The sequence below is a fragment of the [Actinomadura] parvosata subsp. kistnae genome (assembly GCF_900323885.1).
Lineage (GTDB): Bacteria > Actinomycetota > Actinomycetes > Streptosporangiales > Streptosporangiaceae > Nonomuraea > Nonomuraea composti.
The window spans coordinates 2,373,748-2,389,297 of record NZ_OOHJ01000018.1; the positions used below are offsets into that span (position 1 = coordinate 2,373,748).

Sequence of the window (15,550 nt, forward strand, 5' to 3'; positions counted from 1 at the left end):
TTGGTTCTATTCGGGGGGTTGCATCCTGTGCTCGATGACGGTCTTGACGTCCGCCAGGTGGGCCCGCATGCGCTGCTCGGCCCGTGCCGCGTCGCGCGCCTCGATCGCCGCGAGGATCTCCAGGTGCTCCTCGTGGTCGCGGCGGCGGTCGTCGAAGATCTGCAGGATCTCGCGCTGCTCCGGCCCGTGGACCGTGAGCAGCGAGTCGACGACCTCGTGCAGGACGCTGTTGCCCGCCAGCCGGGCGGTGGCCCGGTGGAAGGTCATGTTCGCGTCGTGCAGCTCGGCGTCCTCGCCGCGCAGGTGCCTGGCGGCCTCGTCGAGGGTCTGCCTGAGCGCCGCCAGCTCCTCGCTGCCGGCGTGCTCGGCCGCCAGCGCGGCCAGCGGCGGCTCGATGAGGATCCGCGCGTCGAGCAGCTCCAGGAGCTGGGCGGCGTGGATTTCGCGCATGTTGGGGTTGGGCAGGACCAGCCGCTCGATCGCGGCGCCGACGTAGATGCCGGAGCCGTGCCGCAGCTCGATGGCCCCGGTGGCCTCCAGCCTGCGCAACGCCTCGCGCAGCGTCGGGGTGGTGACGGCGAAGCGCTGGGACAGCTCCCTGGTCGAGGGCAGCCTGTCGCCGGGCCGGTGCCCGCCCGTACGGATGAGCTCCAGCATGCGCTCGGTCAGAGCGTCGGAAAGCGTGGGCCGCGCTACCTCGGACATATCAAGTGATCTAATCACTTAACGGGCACGGCGTCTACGCGTTCGCGTGCATCTTGACGCCTACTTCTTGATGAGCTCCGTCATCAGGCCGATCACTTCTTGATGAGCTCTGTCATCAGGCCGATCACTTCTTGATGAGCTCTGTCATCAGGCCGATCACTTCTTGATGAGCTCCATCATCAAGTCGATCTGCCCCTTACGGGAGGTCTGAACCTGGGCGGCCCACTTCTGCACCTCCGGGTTCGCCCCGCCCGACACCTCGGCGGCGGCCATCTGCACGGCGTCGTCCTGGTGCGCGATGAGCAGGTTGCACAGGTCGTACTCGAAGTTCCTGGACCGCTTGAGCGCCTGGATCTGCTTGACGTCCGTCTCCGGCATCCCGCCGTGATGGTCGTGCGCGTCCTTGGCCGGGGTGAGAGGCTGGTCCCAGGAGTGCAGCCAGCGCAGCATCATCTCGACCTCGCTCTGCTGGGTGCTCTCGATGGCGGCGGTCAGCGTCTTCAGCTCGGGGTCGGTGGCGCGGGCGGCGCCCAGCTTGGCGATCTCGATGCCCTGGCGGTGGTGCTGCACCATCATCTGGACGAACATCACGTCCTCGGCGTTCACCGGCGGCCCGTCGTCGGGCGGGGCGCAGGCAGCGGCGAGCAGGAGGCTCAGACCCGCCAGGAACCGTCTTCCGCGCACCGGCCCTCCTCTGGCTATTAGGAAACCTTCCTAAGAGTTGACCAGATCGGCTCACGGCGCAACCGCCCATTTCAGGGTTTCCTCCGTGTGGTGCTCGGCGATGCCCCGCATGAAGGCCCGGTCCGGGAAATCCCCGTCCAGCAGGAGCAGCGGGCCCGCGACCAGCGACAGGTGCTGGGCGAGCCGGTAGAGGCGCACCCTGCGCTCGTCCAGGCCGTCTGCGCTGAGGCGGGCGTAGTGGTCGCCGAAGCGGATCCGCAGGAAGACGTGCTCCCACTCGACGTCGAAGAACATCGCACCCTCGATGTCGATCAGCACCGGCCGGTCCTCGTCGTCGACCAGGACGTGATCGGGGCCCAGCTCGCCGTGGATCAGGCCATGCTCCGTCCGCGGCTCGATGCCCGCCGCCAGCTCCCGCAGCCTCCCCTCCAGCTCGGCCGCCACCTCGCCGATCCGCCCGACCCGCGACGCCGCCTCGGCCAGATCCCGCAGCGCCCGCTCCAGCACGATCTCCGGAGCGGGCCGGTCGATGCCCTGGCCGCCCTCCACGAGAGCCACCTTCCCCAGCCGGGACGACCGGCACCGGGCCATCGCCCGCAGGCTCCGCGCCAGCCCCTCCATGGGCTTGCTGTCCTCCCGGCCCAGGCGCGCTTCCAGGGTGCCGCCGCGCACGTCCTCGATCACCGCCACGTCGGCCGGGTACAGCGCACGACTGTCGTCGGCGAAGTGAAGATCGGGCACCCGCACCCCCACAGAGCTCAGCCGTTCGTGCGCGGCCCTGAACAGGTGCAGCCCGCTGCCGTGCGCGAACGGCTCCCAGCTCTCCACGCGGGCGGAGTCCCAGTAGTCCTCGTCGCCGGACCAGGCGTAGAGCACGGCGGTGGGGCCGGCATCCTGGAAGAAGAGGCGGTAGACCCCCTTCTTCGAGCCGCCCGCGAGCCGCTCGACACGATCCAGGCGGCGCTCACCGAAGACCTCGCGGGTCAGGGCGGCCAGCTCCGCCCGCCCCGCGAACCGCCGCCCCGTCACAGCGACCGCTCCACCCGGCGCCGCACGGGCCCGAAGCCGACGCTCGCCTCGCCGGCGGGTGGTCGAAAGACGTCGGGGCGCTGCTCGACGCGCATGTTCAGCCTGGTGTCTGCCGTAGCGGCGGGGCGGGTGTCCATCCGGCGATCCTCGCGTGCGGCGCGGGCTCCTGCCATCGGTTTTGTCCGTTGACATGAACTTAGGTCGAGGTTGCACGCTTGATCGCATGGGAAGCTTCGAGATCGGCGTCATCCTGCCAGGAGTCGCCGTACAGCGCCGCGACCGTCTCACCCTGACGGAGGCCGCCCGGCACGCCGAGCAGGCCGGGCTCGACGCGGTGTGGCACGGCGATCACCTCGCGGTCGGCGGCCCCGTGCTGGACGCGCCCATCGCCCTGGCCACCGCCGCCGCGGCCACCACCCGCATCAGGATCGGGACCAGCGTGTTCATCCCCGCCATCCGGCCGCTGGTGTGGGCGGCCAAGCAGGTGGCGACCTTGCAGTACGTGTCGGGCGGGCGGCTCGTGCTGGGGGTCGGGTCCGGCGGCGGGGCCGAGCAGTGGGCGGCGGCCGGGATGCCGTACGGGGAGCGGGGACGGCGTACGGACACCGCGCTGAAGTTGTTGCCGCGACTGCTGGCAGGCGACCCTGTCGTGCTTCCAGACGCCGTGGGCGCCCGCCCGCCGGCACAGCCCGAGCCCGACGCTGACACCCGCCCATCCGCCCAGCCCGGACCAGCCGCTGACCCGCGCCGACCCGTTCCTGATGCCGACGCGCGCCGGGCCGATCAATCCGCACGTGACGCCCGGCCCGATCAATCCCCACCGAACGCCGACGCCCGCCGGGCCGCCCAGCCCGGATCAGCCGCTGACACGCGCCGACCCGTTCCTGATGCTGACAGGCGCCGGACCGATCAATCCGCACCCGACGCCCGGCCCGATCAATCCCCACCGAACGCCGACGCCCGCCGGCCCGCCCAGCCCGCGCCAGCCGCTGGCCCACGCCAGCCCCTCCAGCTTGCGCCAGACGCCGATGCGGGCCTGCCCGTCCGGCTGGCCCCTGCGGTCGCCATGCCGCCGGTGTGGGTCGGGAACGCGTCGGTGGCGGCGATCCGGCGGGCCGCCCGGCTGGGGGACGGCTGGTTCCCGTCCCTCATCTCGCCGCAGGAGGTCATGCGCGGCCGGGACAGGCTGGCGGAGCTCGCGGCCTCGTACGGACGCCCCGCGCCCGTCATCGCCATCGGCGGAGCCGCGTTCGTCGGCGGCGGACCCGGTGCCCAGGCCGAGATCGCGGCCGGCATCAGCGGCGGCTACGGGCGGCCACTGGAGGAGGTCGCCGAGATCCCGCTCACGGGGCAGCCGAAGGAGGTCGCCGAGCGGCTGGCCGAGTACCGGGCGGCCGGGGCGACCCACGCGGTGCTCGGGATCTCGGGCGGGGACTGGCGGGCGCAGGTGGAGCTCCTGGCCGAGGCGAAGGCCCTCATGCCGAGCTGACACCCGCCCCCTGGGGCGTAAGCGGTCCCGACGATGACGGCCCGGCTAAACGCACCCCCGCGACACTCCCGGGAGGTGAACCCGGTTGCGCGTGACCCACCCACTCCAGCAAGATCCCCCTCACGATCTCCCACCGACGACGAGGGAGCGGCGATGAGGAGACGGCACAGGCATGGATTTCACCGTTGAGTACGAGCCCACTCCCGACCAGGTGGTGGACGCGATCGAGCGGGCACTGAAGCACCAGATCAAGGCGCTGCTGTGGCTGTTCCCGGCCTTCCTCGCCGTGGCCGGCGTCGTCTTCCTCCTGCTCGGCACCATCGGCCTCGGCCTGGGCCTGCTGGTGGCGGCGGCCGTCGTCCCGTTCGTGATGCCCTGGTCGCTGCGCCGGGCGGCGAGGAAGCAGGTGCCGCACCTCTGCGTCCCGACGACCCTGCACGTGACCGACGACGGCTACGAGAGCCGCTCCGAGAAACTCACCACGTCGGCCCGCTGGTCGTTGTTCTCGCGCGTGGTCGCGACCCCCGACTTCTGGCTGTTCTTCGTCAACAACCAGGCCACCGGCTTCCTCCCGAGAAAAGCCTTCACCCCGGAACAACAAGCCGAACTCGACGCCCGGCTGTCCCCGCTGACGAGCCCGCGCAAAGCCTTCGCCGCCTAACGCCCGCGCCGCAACGTCAGAGACTGGAACCGGCTCTCATCAGCTCCGACGGCGTGAAAGTCCAGGATCTCGAAGAACTCGCGGGCAAACTCCTGCAACCGCTCGTCACTACGGAAGGAGAAGAACCGGGGAGGCGTACGGTCGTCCTCCTCGAACAGCCCTTCCCCCATCACGCTGCCCCCGCCGTATACACCGAGAAAGAACAGCCCACCCGGCCGCAACACCGTGCGAATAGCGTCCAGAACCGCCGGCAAATCGCTGTCGGGCACGTGCAGCAGGCAATTCATCGCGTACACCGCGTCAAACGAACCGGCCTCGAACTCGAGCCCCAGCAAATCCATGACATGGGCCTCGACGCCTTTCTCCCGGCACCGGCCCACCATGGCGGGCGACAGGTCGACGGCCACGACGCTCAGCCCGTTCTCCTGAAAGAAAACGCTGTCCTGCCCGGTGCCGGCGCCGACCTCCAGCAGCCGCTCGCACCCATGCTCCTTGAGCCGCCCCAGGAACGCCGCCCGCTCCGCCAGCTTCCACGGCGCCTTGACGACGGCATCCCGCCGCTCCACGTCACCGTCGTAAGCCGTACGAAGGATGCCGATCACATCGTCGTAGCGCATGCCCATCGCGCCATCATGCCCTGCACGGACGCCGGCGACGTCATCCGTCCAGGGGCGATGCCGTGCCCGTGCAGTACGTCTCCCTGACGCCCCCGCCCTCGACTGGACCAACTCATCGACGACCTGTACTTCCTGAAAGGCACCCCGCCGGACCAGCCGATGGATCTCCGAGCCGATGGATCTCCGAGCCGATGGATCTGCGAGCCGATGGATCTGCGAGCCGATGGATCTGCGAGCCGATGGATGCGAGCCGATGGATGCGAGCCGATGGATGCGAGCCGTCGGATGCGAGCCGTTGGATTTCTTACAAGAGCCGGCACCCCCTGGCACGTCAGTATGGACACTCCCCGATGAACAGGAGTGAGCCTCATGGGCAAGGTGGTCTTGTACAGCTCGGTGTCGATCGACGGCTTCATCGCGGACGAGAATGACCAGCCCGGACCGCTGTTCGACTGGTTGTCCAACGGCGACGTCCCCCTGGATGACTCCGGGGAGATCAAGGTGTCGCGAGCGTCCTACGACCACACCCGCTCGTACTGGGACGAGATCGGCGTGACCGTCGTCGGCCGCCACGTCTTCGACATGACGGACGGCTGGGGCGGCAAGCCACCGAGCGGCATCGACCATGTGGTCGTCGTGACCCACCGCCCCATGCCCGAAGGCTGGGACCCCAACGCGCCCTTCCACTTCGCCAACAGCATCGAAACCGCCATGGCCAGGGCTCAGGAGCTGGCGGGCGACCGTACGGTAGAGGTGGCCGCCGGCAACGTCGGCGGCCAGGTGCTGGCCGCCGGGCTTGTGGACGAGCTCGCCATGGACGTCGTACCCGTGGTATTCGGAACGGGCAAGCGCTACTTCGGCTCGGTCGACGCCCAACACCTGCTGGAGAACCCGCACGTGGTGATCCAGGGCAACCGCGTACTCCACCTGCGCTACCGCGTCCGCCCCTGACCACCCGGGCTGACCGTCACCGCCCTGCCCCGTCCCCATACTGGACGGCTCCCGCCCTTCAGCAGCAGAAGATGAACGAAGGCCCTCCGTGAGGATCACGGAGGGCCTTCATCATGGAGCCGCCTTGGGGATTCGAACCCCAGACCCCTTCATTACGAGTGAAGTGCTCTGGCCGACTGAGCTAAGGCGGCGTGCGCTGTGCAGCTTGAAAGAGTCTACAGGAGCCCGAGGGGTTCTCGCTCCCATCGATCACCCGATGCCCGGACAGACCATGCCATCCTCCGACGCCATGCCCTCCACGCACATCGATCCTTGAAGTGGGCGGCGTGGCCATCACCCTCGTACGTGAGCAACGCGCCCGACCCGGCTCGTCCGCGCGTCTCCGGACCCATTCGCACAGCTTGGCCTGGTCCCGTTCTTTGCCGCTCGCCAGGACCAGGGCGGTGCCCTTCGCGGTCAGACGGCGGGGCCGAGTGCCGGCGGGCGGGCGGGCGGGCCGAGTGCCGGCGGGCGGCGGGGCCGAGTGCCGGCGGGCGGTGCAAGCCCACACATTCCGCTGTCGTCCTGAGCTCCTCCGCCCGCCACATCGCCGCGCGGTGCCGACGACGCGCGGATTCGGCCGTCGTCGACACGGCGCCCCTCCCACTCCACCCGCCGACAACGTTCGACACCCGTTCGTTCGTGCGCCGGAGCAGCAGCCCGCGCGCCATGGTGCGGCAGTGCCCGGACAAGCCGCCGCGGGCGCGCGGTAAGGCCCGGACAAGGTGTCGCACGACCACACCGGCCACACGCTCCCACGTCGTCCGACACCGAACCAGACGAGCATGCCCACCCCTCACACGGCGCCACACCCGAACACCATGCCGCCCATCACACGGCACCACGCCGGAACAGCAGCTCGCGCACCGTGGTGCGGCAGTGCCCCGACAAGTCGCTGCGGGCGCGCGGGTAAAGCCCGGACCAGATGTCGCACGACCACACCGGCCACACGCTCCCACGTCGTCCGACACCGAGCCCGACGAGCATGCCCACCCCTCACATGGCACCACGCCCGAAGCCCATGCCACCCGTCACACGATGCACGCCCCAAGTGCATGGCGCTCGTCATACAGCACCACGCCCGAAGACCCATGCCCGCGCCTCGTAGCGCCCGCGGCAACGGCGCCTCAGATGAGCTGCCTCATGAGCCATGCGGGCACCTCCGGGAGGCGTCGCATGAGCGCGTCCGCAAGGGCCCGGAGCGCCCCTCACAGACCTGGTGACGTGCTACACCTCGTCCCCCGGCTCGCCCCCGTAAGCCGCGTCATGCGCCTTCCGGGGCCCGCACACGCTGGCCCGCGAACAAGAGCACCTCCGCCCCCCGTCGTTGAGCCGCACCACCACGGAGTCCGACGGCACGTTGTGCCCCACGACCGTCCCGGCTCCCTGCGGGGTGTCGACGCTCGCCCCCACCCGCGGGGCTGTGGCGCGGAACTCCTGGTAGAGCGGGTGTTCGTACTTCAGGCAGCACATGAGCCGCCCGCATGCCCCCGCGATCCGCAGCGGGTTGACCGGCAGCTCCTGGTCTTTGGCCATGCGTACGGAGACGGGCTCGAAGTCCTTGAGGAACGTGGCGCAGCACAGGTCGCGGCCGCAGGGGCCGATGCCGCCCTGGAGGCGGGCCTCGTCTCTCGGGCCGATCTGCCGCAGCTCGACCCTGGCCCGGAGGTTGCGGGCCAGGTCGCGTACGAGGGCGCGGAAGTCGACCCGGTGCGGCGCGGAGAAGTAGACCGTGTAGACGTTGTCCTGGTCGAGGTAGTCGATGCCGACGACCTTCATCGGCAGCGTGTGTCGTTTGATCAGCCGCTTGGACACGCTGCGGGCTTCGGCTCTGCGGCGTTTGTTCGTCTCGTCACGCGTCAGGTGCTCCTCGCCGGCGATGCCCGCGCACACGGGCAGCCCGTCGATGTCCTCGCTCGTGTACTGCGGGGCCCACACGCACTCCGCCACCTCCGGACCCGAGTCCGTCGGGACGAGCACCTTGTCGCCCACTTTGGGGCTGTGCTCGCCGGGGTCGAGGTAGTAGAGCCTCCCGTAACGGGTGAAGCTCACGGCCATGATCATTCCCATGGGCTCGAGCTCGCCTCCTGACGGCCTAGGGGGTTCGGACGGCCTTCTCTGTCAGATTACGTGTGTCCGTACACCGGAAGTCAGGGGCGGGCGTGTGGATGTCGCCCGATCACGCACCCCCGGGGCATACCGTCCTGTCCGGCAGATACAACCCGAAATCGGCGTGCAGCGCCGCTCGCTCGTCGATGCACCAGTGGCTCACGACCTGAGCGACGCCGGGCTGCCGCTTCAGCTTGTCGACCAGGGCCCACGCCGGGGCATCGGACTTCAGCCTGATCCTGAACGACTGAGGCATGTCCTGAACGCGAGTCGCCTCGACGAGCGCCTTGTTGTCCTTGAACGCCTGCTTGAAGTTCTCGTACGCGGCCGCCTGGTCCTCGAAGACGACGTCCTTCACCTCCGGCATCTGCTGGATCGTCTGCTGGATCGCCTTCACCTGGTCGGCAGTGGCCGCCACCCCCTTCTTGCCGCTCCCGGGCTTCGGCGCGCAGGCCGGCAGGCTTGTGCCGGCCGTGCACAGGAAGACGTTGACGTCCGTTTTCTGCCCCTTCTGCGCCGCCGCCATGGCGTCGGCGCTCTCAGCGTGATCGATGACGGCCGACACCCCGCCCACCTTGAGGAACGCCGACGTCACCTGCCGGCGGTCGGCGCCCTGGCGCAGCTTCACCTGGTACGACGGCGGCAGGTCAGCGGGCCGGACGGCGTCGAGCAGCGCCTGGTTGCCCGCGTAGCGCTCGCGAAAGTCGTCGTAGGCGGTGGCCTGGCTCACCCACTGGCTGGCGGCGATCTGCGGCTGCTGCTCCCGCAACACCCGCTCGATCATCCTGCGCTGCTCCGGGCCGGCCGCCGCCGTGCAGCCCGTCTCCTTCGGCGCCGTCGCCGTGCACAGGAACACGGTCACATCGGCGTCGGCCCGCGAGAACACACTCGCAGCCGTCAGCTGATCCCTGCCGCCCTCCGCGCCGCCACCCGTCAGGACGGCGACCGCCGACCCCGCGACCGCCACGGCGACCACCGCCGTCACCAGGCGATAGTCCATGCGGAACCGCCGCCGCTCCGGCACCCGCAGCGGCCGCAGCGCGCTCTGGTCCACCGCCGCACCCGCCTCGGCGAGCGCCTCCCGCAACCTGTCTTCCACCGGGCTGTTCATGAATGATCCTCCCCAAGCGCTCGGCCAAGGGCCTTCAGCCCTCGCGCGATCGTCGACCTGGCCGTGCTCGCGCTGATCCGCATCGTCTCGGCAATCTCCTGGTCAGCGAGATCGAAGTAGTAGCGCAAGGTCAGGGCCTCGCGCTGCCTGCGTGGCAGCCGGCGCAACGCGAGCAGCACCTCGCGCCGCTCCTCCCCCATCAGCACGGCGCTCTCCGCCGACCACACCGGCGGCTCGTACGGCAACGCCCGCCGGAACACCGTGGCCCGCCTGCGGAGCACCGACCGGCACCCGTTGAGCACCGCCGACCGCACGTAGACCAGCGCCTTGTCTGCGTCGCGCAGCCTGGCCCGGCCGGCGTGTGTACGCGCGAACGCCTCCTGCACGACGTCTTCGGCGGTGGCCTGATCGCCGACCATGATGAGGGCCAGCCGCACCAGGCCGACATGGTGCTCAGCGAAGATCGACGCCACGTCGACCCGCCGCCGGGCGAGATCTTCTTGCTGGGTGAGTAGTTCGACTTCCACGTAACAGAGACGTTCGGCGGCCTCGTCTGCTGCTCGGGTCACTCACTTATCTTGGGCCCCTGCCCGACTCCGACCGCCCACCACGCCCGCGCCGCAACCGGACCCACCGCCCGCGCCCCACCGCAACTGGACTACCGCCCACACCCCAGCCCACCGCGCCCCACCGCAGCCGGACCACCGCCCGCGCCCCAGCCCGCGGTGCCAAGCGCCTCTGGTGCCCTCCACGGAGAACGGGCGCCGCACCGCGCGAAAAAGCCGGGTCAGGGCCGTAGCGCCAGCATCATCGCCTCGACGGCCATCTGCGGGTTGACGTTCGCCGCCAGCCGTTCCCTGCACTGCATGATCGCGTCGATGCGCCGCAGCGTCTCCTCAGGAGTGGACGACTTGGCGAGCTGGTCCAGGTCGAACCGCAGATCGTCGTTGGCCAGCTCCACCCCCGCCGCCGCGAACTGCATGGCCAGCACGTCCCGGTAGAACGAGACCAGCTCCAGCAGCGCCGCGTCCAGCGAGTCGCGCTTGATGCGGGTGGCGCGCGACTTCTGCCGATCCTCCAGCTCTTTCAGCGCGCCGGCCCCGCCGCGCACGAGCCCGCGGTTGAGGCCCTTGCCGCTGGATCCCTCGCCGTACAGCTTGCGCAGTTCGGAGGTCTCGCTCTCGTTGAGCGCGGTCGTGGCGGCGGCAGCCTCCTCCTCGGCCGTCTTGACCAGGCGTTCGGCGGCGGACACGCATTCGCCGACGCCGGTCAGCGAGCGCGGGATGCTCAGCACCGCCTCGCGCCGCGCCCGGACGCCCTCGTCGAGCGCCAGCGCGCGGGCCCGCCCGATGTGCCCCTGCGCGGCCCGCGCGGCGAACCTGGCGGTCTCCCACGGCACGCTGTGGCGGGTGGCCAGCACGTGGGCGACGGCCTCGGTGCCGGGCGTGGTGAGGTTCACGAGGCGGCAGCGCGACCTGATGGTGATCATCATGTCGTCGGGGGCGGGCGCGCACAGCAGCCAGACCGTACGGGGCGGCGGCTCCTCGATGGCCTTGAGCAGGGCGTTCGCGGCGGATTCCGTGGCCCGGTCGGCGTCCTCGAACAGGATGACCCGCCACCGCCCCTGCGTCGGCGCCCCGGCGGCCCGCAGGATCAGCTCGCGGGTCTGCTTGACGCTGTAGGACAGGCCCTCGGGGCGGACGGACTCGAGGTCGGGGTGGGAGCCGATGAGCACCTGGTGGCACTGGTCGCAGTGGCCGCAGCCGCCGTCGGGGCACAGCAGCGCGGCGGCGAAGGCGCGGGCGGCGTCTTCCCTGCCGGAGCCGGGCGGGCCGGTGAACAGCCAGGCGTGCGTCATGCCGGCGCCGCGCCCGCCCGCGACGACCTCGCCGGCCGCCGCCGCGGCCCGCGACAGCACGGCGATCGCCTGGTCCTGCCCCACGAGGTCATCGAAAACCGTCACGCCCGTAAGGCTAGTTGCACTTCGCCTCCCGAGGGGACGGCAAAGCGCGGATCGAGCTAGTCACGGAGCGAGCCAGGCGCGGATCGGGCTGGTCGCGGAGCGGGCCGGCTCCCAATCGGGCTGGTCACGGAGCGAGCCGGTTCCGGATTGGGCTAGTCGCGGATGGCGGGCATCGTCCCCGTGGCGTCTTCCGACTCGCGCGGGACCGGGTCGGGCAGGATCTCCCTGATGCGGTCTTGGATCTGCCGGGTGACGACGTCTTGGGGCAGCGTGCCGTCGACGACGAGGTAACGCTCGGGCGCCGAGGCCGCCAGCGCGCGGAACTCCTTGCGCACCCGCTCGTGGAACTCCATCGGCTCGGACTCGATGCGGTCGGCCGCCCCGCCGAGCCGGGTCAGCCCCACCTCGGGCGGCGTGTCGATGAGCACGGTCAGGTGCGGCACGAGCCCGCCCGTGGCCCAAGCGTTGATCTTGGACACGTCGGCGGGGTCGAGCGCCCGCCCGGCGCCCTGGTAGGCCAGCGACGAGTCGACGTAGCGGTCGGTGATGACGATCGAGCCCCGGTAGAGGGCGGGCCTGATCACCTTCTCGACGTGCTCGGCCCGGTCGGCGGCGTACAGCAGCGCCTCGGAGCGCGCCGACAGGCCGCGCTCGGCCGCGTCGAGCAGGATGGCGCGCAGCCGCATGCCGACCTTGGTGGAGCCGGGCTCGCGGGTCTGCACCACGTCGTAGCCCTGGTCGCGCATCCAGATGGCGATCATGCGTGACTGGGTGGTCTTGCCGGACCCCTCGCCGCCCTCGAACGCGATGAACAGCCCGGGCACGTGCTCGGCCGCCTCGGTGGGGAACCGCTCGCCGCGTACGGCCGCGAGGAGGTCGGCCGCCAGGGAGACGCCCTTCCTGTCGTCCATCTGCCGCAGCGCCAGCAGCCCGACGCCGACGGCGAGCGCGCCGCCGATCACCAGCACCAGGTTGGTGCCGTCGAAGCGGTAGCTGAACTCGCCCAGCCCCAGCGTGTGCAGCCCGAACAGGGCGGCCAGCGGGTTGGCCAGGGAGACCACCAGCAGCAGCGTGACCCGCGCGGTCGACTGCAGGAACGAGAACGTGCGGCCGCGCAGCGCGTCTTCGACCTCGAGCCCGATCAGCGTGTAGCCGATGATCCAGGCGATGCCCGCGCACGCGCCGAGCACCACGGTCAGCATGACCACGATGACGAGGTTGTGCACCAGCGCGATCGCGACCAGCACCACCCCGGCCACGGTGATCGCCAGCCCGAACAGCCGCCGCCGCGACAGCTCGCGCAGCAGCCTGAGCCCGAAGAACATGCCCAGCGCCATGCCGACGAAGACGGCACCGAACACCACGCCGTAGGCCGCGTCGCCGCCGCCGAGCGCCTCGACGTAGACCTTGGCCACGCCCACCACGGCGCCGCCCGCGGCGAACGCCCCGAGCATGCCGATGACCAGGCCGCGCACCAGGCGGTTGCCGCCGACGAAGCGCCAGCCCTCGACGACCTGCTTGAGCACGGAGGGCGTGGAGATGGCGCCGTCGCGCTTGGGGATGTCGCGCAGGGTGAAGATGAGGAAGGCCGAGACGAGGTACGCGCAGGCGTTCACGACCAGGGCCAGCCCGGTCGCGTCGCGCCCCAGCGGGAACGGCACGATGCCCGCGATCAGGTCGCCGGCCACCGAGAGCGCGGCGAAGAGCATGGCCGCGACGGGCGCGGTGCCGTAGGTGACCAGCAGGTTGAGTTGATTGGCCTGCTCGAGCTGCGCCTTGGGCACCAGGTTGGGGACCGTGGCCTCCTTGGCCGGCACCCAGAACAGGTTCACGCATTCGACCAGGACGGTCGCGATGATGACCCACTGGTAGTTGTCGACGAACGGGATCGACAGCACCACGGCGAACCTGGCGAGGTCTGCGCAGAACATCGTCAGCCGCCGGTCGAACCGGTCGGCGAACACGCCCGCCAGCGGCCCCAGCAGCACGGCCGGCAACATCTTGGCCACGAACACGCCGCCGACGGCCAGCGACTGCACGCGGTAGTCACCCTGCGTGAGGTTTCCCGCGAGGGCGGTCAGGGCCAGGAGGTTGAGCCAGTCGCCCAGGCTGCACACCGACATGGCGGTCCAGAGCCGTCGGAACGGCGCATTGGCCAGCACATGAGTCGGGCGGCTTCGGCCAGGGGCAGTCATGATTTCAGCGTATCCAGGTGTTGACCGGAAGTGGGTGGACAAGAGCCGAGCCGGATATCCCCGGCTGCTCGTGGCCGAGGGTATTACGGGAACGACCCGGAGCGCAGGTTACACACCTCGAATAGGGCCCCAAAAACATCATCAATTCATAACTCCGGACTCTTGCCGCGCCTCTTCGACCAATGGTTGCCAGGCGCCCCTGATGTCGTCGGGAAGAACCAGCTCGTCCCACAGGTCGATCAGCAGCACGCCGTCGACGTGACTCAGCAGCTCGCCCGGCCCGCCGCCGCACAGCAGCGCGGTGTAGGCCGCCCGCCGCTCGTCACGGTCGGACAGGTCGTAGACGCGCTCGCCGAGCCGCACGACGCCCAGCGCCTGCGCCACCGGCAGCCGCCGCAGCCGGCTGGGCACGTGGAAGACGCGCCCGTCGGCGCCCACGTGGGCCGCGCACTCGACCTTGGGCTCCAGCACCAGCCGGAACCCGGCCGCGTCGAGGATGCGCCCCGCGGTCTCCAGCGTCGGCGACTTCCTGCCGTGCTCGTAGGCCGACAACGTGGTGCGCGACGTGCCACTCACGCTGGCCAGCGCCTTCTGGTTGAGGCTCGCGGCATGCCTGGCCTGCCTGAGCAGCAGCCCGCCGCGCCTGGCCCAGAAGGCGACCTCCTGGCCCAGCACCCGCTCCACAGGCGAGGAGACCACGAACCACCTCCGCAAAGTATCCGGGCGGATACTCTACGCCATCATGGCGCCACGTGACCACCGGATTACCAGAAGTCAGCCGCCCAATTCCAGCAGGGTGATCTCGGGCGGCGCCCCGACGCGTACCGGAGGGCCCCAGAAACCCGCGCCCCTGGTGACGTACAGCTGCGTGCCGCCCACCCTGGCCAGCCCCGACACGACCGGCTGCTGCAGCCCCACCACCAGGTTGAACGGCGCGATCTGACCACCGTGCGTGTGCCCGGACAGCTGCAGGTCGACGCCGTGCCGCGCGGCCTCGTCCACCTGGATCGGCTGGTGCGCGAGCAGCACCGTGGAGCGGCCGGTGTCGCGCCCGCCGAGCGCCTTGCCGAAGTCGGGGCCGTCGCCGCTCGCGGCGCCGCCGACGTCGTTGACGCCCGCGAGGTCGAGCACGGCGCCCTGGTGGCCGATCTCCACGCGCTCGTTGCGCAGGGAGCGCACGCCCAGCTCCTTGAGCTCCTCGATCCACTCGCCGGGGCCTTCGGCGGTGAAGTACTCGTGGTTACCTGTCACGAAATAGGCCCCGTAGCGGGACTCGAGGCTCTTCAGCGGTCGCGCCAGCGCGCCGAGCTGGGCCACCGTCCCGTCCACGAGGTCGCCCACGATGGCCACCACGTCGGCCTCGAGCCCGTTGATCATCCGGACGATCCGCTCGGTGTGGCCGATGCCCGTGAGCGGCCCGAGGTGGATGTCGCTCACCACGGCGAACCGCAGGCCGTGCAGCCGGGAGTCCAGCCTCGGCAGCGCGACCCTGACCCGCTCGATCACGGGGTCGCCGAGCGCGCTCGACATGCCGTACCCGACCGTGGCCAGCGCGCCCGCCCCGGCGATGGCCGCGGTGGTCCGCCCGAGGAAGAGCCGCCTGCTCAGGTCGGGCACGGGCGAAGGCTCCGGCTCGGACGAGACGGACGTCCCCCCGCCCACCGTCACCGGGACGGGCGCCGGCACCCGCTCCCGCCGCTCGGCCCTGCGCAGCGACGCCGCCGCCACCGCCCGCGGCACCTCCAGCACCACCAGGATGACGACCAGGTAGAACATCACCGCCAGCCAGACGTAGCCGGGCCAGGCCACCCAGCTCTCCAGCCCCATCCTCGTGCCCACGAACGTCGTCACGAGCACCGCGAGCAGCCCGGCCAGCACCCACGTCAGGGCCTTGCGCCAGCGCCCGGGACGGGTCGTCTGACGCACCAGCCGATGCCACAGGTACCCGTGCACGAGCAGCACCAGGGCAACGAAGATCACCACGATCACACCCATGA

15 protein-coding genes and 1 tRNA gene are annotated in these 15,550 nt (G+C 70.6%); 3 read left to right on the plus strand and 13 right to left on the minus strand.

Annotation, left to right across the window (positions count from 1 at the left end):
* Nucleotides 1-6 precede the first annotated feature (6 nt).
* From KIS93_RS31000 to KIS93_RS65835, 4 genes are all read right to left on the minus strand, one after another.
* Nucleotides 7-705, minus strand: a complete 699-nt coding sequence (locus tag KIS93_RS31000) for a FadR/GntR family transcriptional regulator (protein WP_080044311.1) — start codon at nt 703-705, stop codon at nt 7-9.
* Nucleotides 706-861: 156 nt separating this feature from the next.
* Complete coding sequence (locus KIS93_RS31005; protein WP_080044310.1) at nt 862-1,389, minus strand: DUF305 domain-containing protein; 528 nt, start codon at nt 1,387-1,389, stop codon at nt 862-864.
* 51 nt (nt 1,390-1,440) lie between these two features.
* Entirely contained in the window at nt 1,441-2,418 is a 978-nt protein-coding gene (locus KIS93_RS31010) for a phosphotransferase family protein (protein ID WP_230465720.1), read from the minus strand.
* Nucleotides 2,415-2,555 carry a hypothetical protein gene (locus tag KIS93_RS65835; protein ID WP_230465719.1) on the minus strand — a complete coding sequence of 47 codons (141 nt, stop codon included), beginning with the start codon at nt 2,553-2,555 and terminating at the stop codon, nt 2,415-2,417. Before KIS93_RS65835 ends, KIS93_RS31010 begins: the two co-directional genes overlap by 4 nt.
* Before the next feature lie 86 nt (nt 2,556-2,641).
* On the opposite strand from KIS93_RS65835, the gene KIS93_RS31015 reads away from it, so the two are divergent.
* Nucleotides 2,642-3,907, plus strand: coding sequence for an LLM class flavin-dependent oxidoreductase (locus tag KIS93_RS31015; RefSeq protein WP_230465718.1), 1,266 nt, complete (start codon nt 2,642-2,644; stop codon nt 3,905-3,907).
* Nucleotides 3,908-4,079: 172 nt separating this feature from the next.
* Complete coding sequence (locus KIS93_RS31020; protein ID WP_080044308.1) at nt 4,080-4,568, plus strand: YcxB family protein; 489 nt, start codon at nt 4,080-4,082, stop codon at nt 4,566-4,568.
* Here the strand turns inward: KIS93_RS31020 and KIS93_RS31025 are convergent.
* Nucleotides 4,565-5,191, minus strand: coding sequence for a class I SAM-dependent methyltransferase (locus KIS93_RS31025; RefSeq protein ID WP_080044307.1), 627 nt, complete (start codon nt 5,189-5,191; stop codon nt 4,565-4,567). The genes KIS93_RS31020 and KIS93_RS31025 overlap by 4 nt on opposite strands.
* A gap of 363 nt (nt 5,192-5,554) precedes the next feature.
* Here KIS93_RS31025 and KIS93_RS31030 point away from each other — a divergent pair, with 363 nt between their 5' ends.
* On the plus strand, nt 5,555-6,136 hold the full coding sequence (locus tag KIS93_RS31030) for a dihydrofolate reductase family protein (protein WP_080044306.1): 582 nt from the start codon (nt 5,555-5,557) through the stop codon (nt 6,134-6,136).
* Between the two features lie 114 nt (nt 6,137-6,250).
* Here KIS93_RS31030 and KIS93_RS31035 read toward each other — a convergent pair.
* The 8 genes from KIS93_RS31035 to KIS93_RS31070 all read right to left on the minus strand — a co-directional run bounded on the left by KIS93_RS31035 (nt 6,251) and on the right by KIS93_RS31070 (nt 15,548).
* Nucleotides 6,251-6,327: transfer RNA gene (locus KIS93_RS31035), tRNA-Thr, on the minus strand.
* Between the two features lie 1,075 nt (nt 6,328-7,402).
* Entirely contained in the window at nt 7,403-8,239 is an 837-nt protein-coding gene (locus tag KIS93_RS31040; protein ID WP_080044305.1) for a PSP1 domain-containing protein, read from the minus strand.
* A gap of 115 nt (nt 8,240-8,354) precedes the next feature.
* Entirely contained in the window at nt 8,355-9,395 is a 1,041-nt protein-coding gene (locus tag KIS93_RS31045) for a permease-like cell division protein FtsX (RefSeq protein WP_155128872.1), read from the minus strand.
* The gene (locus tag KIS93_RS31050) at nt 9,392-9,964 is read right to left on the minus strand and encodes a sigma-70 family RNA polymerase sigma factor (protein WP_230465717.1); all 573 of its coding nucleotides are present in this window, start codon (nt 9,962-9,964) and stop codon (nt 9,392-9,394) included. The genes KIS93_RS31045 and KIS93_RS31050 overlap by 4 nt, the downstream gene beginning before the upstream one ends.
* Before the next feature lie 218 nt (nt 9,965-10,182).
* Nucleotides 10,183-11,358, minus strand: coding sequence for a DNA polymerase III subunit delta' (locus tag KIS93_RS31055; protein WP_080044303.1), 1,176 nt, complete (start codon nt 11,356-11,358; stop codon nt 10,183-10,185).
* Nucleotides 11,359-11,510: 152 nt separating this feature from the next.
* Nucleotides 11,511-13,553, minus strand: a complete 2,043-nt coding sequence (gene tmk / locus KIS93_RS31060; protein WP_080044302.1) for a dTMP kinase — start codon at nt 13,551-13,553, stop codon at nt 11,511-11,513.
* A gap of 141 nt (nt 13,554-13,694) precedes the next feature.
* The gene (locus KIS93_RS31065; RefSeq protein ID WP_222107667.1) at nt 13,695-14,252 is read right to left on the minus strand and encodes a helix-turn-helix transcriptional regulator; all 558 of its coding nucleotides are present in this window, start codon (nt 14,250-14,252) and stop codon (nt 13,695-13,697) included.
* Nucleotides 14,253-14,327: 75 nt separating this feature from the next.
* A complete protein-coding gene (locus KIS93_RS31070) occupies nt 14,328-15,548 on the minus strand; it encodes a metallophosphoesterase (protein ID WP_080044301.1) in 1,221 nt (406 codons plus the stop codon).
* Between the last annotated feature and the right edge of the window lie 2 nt (nt 15,549-15,550).

Coding starts and splice junctions, on each gene's coding strand:
- KIS93_RS31000 (WP_080044311.1), bottom strand. CDS start 705: ATGTCCGAGGTAGCGCGGCCCACGCTTTCCGACGCTCTGACCGAGCGC.
- KIS93_RS65835 (WP_230465719.1), bottom strand. CDS start 2,555: ATGGACACCCGCCCCGCCGCTACGGCAGACACCAGGCTGAACATGCGC.
- KIS93_RS31015 (WP_230465718.1), top strand. CDS start 2,642: ATGGGAAGCTTCGAGATCGGCGTCATCCTGCCAGGAGTCGCCGTACAG.
- KIS93_RS31020 (WP_080044308.1), top strand. CDS start 4,080: ATGGATTTCACCGTTGAGTACGAGCCCACTCCCGACCAGGTGGTGGAC.
- KIS93_RS31025 (WP_080044307.1), bottom strand. CDS start 5,191: ATGGGCATGCGCTACGACGATGTGATCGGCATCCTTCGTACGGCTTAC.
- KIS93_RS31030 (WP_080044306.1), top strand. CDS start 5,555: ATGGGCAAGGTGGTCTTGTACAGCTCGGTGTCGATCGACGGCTTCATC.
- KIS93_RS31040 (WP_080044305.1), bottom strand. CDS start 8,239: ATGATCATGGCCGTGAGCTTCACCCGTTACGGGAGGCTCTACTACCTC.
- KIS93_RS31045 (WP_155128872.1), bottom strand. CDS start 9,395: ATGAACAGCCCGGTGGAAGACAGGTTGCGGGAGGCGCTCGCCGAGGCG.
- tmk (WP_080044302.1), bottom strand. CDS start 13,553: ATGACTGCCCCTGGCCGAAGCCGCCCGACTCATGTGCTGGCCAATGCG.
- KIS93_RS31070 (WP_080044301.1), bottom strand. CDS start 15,548: ATGGGTGTGATCGTGGTGATCTTCGTTGCCCTGGTGCTGCTCGTGCAC.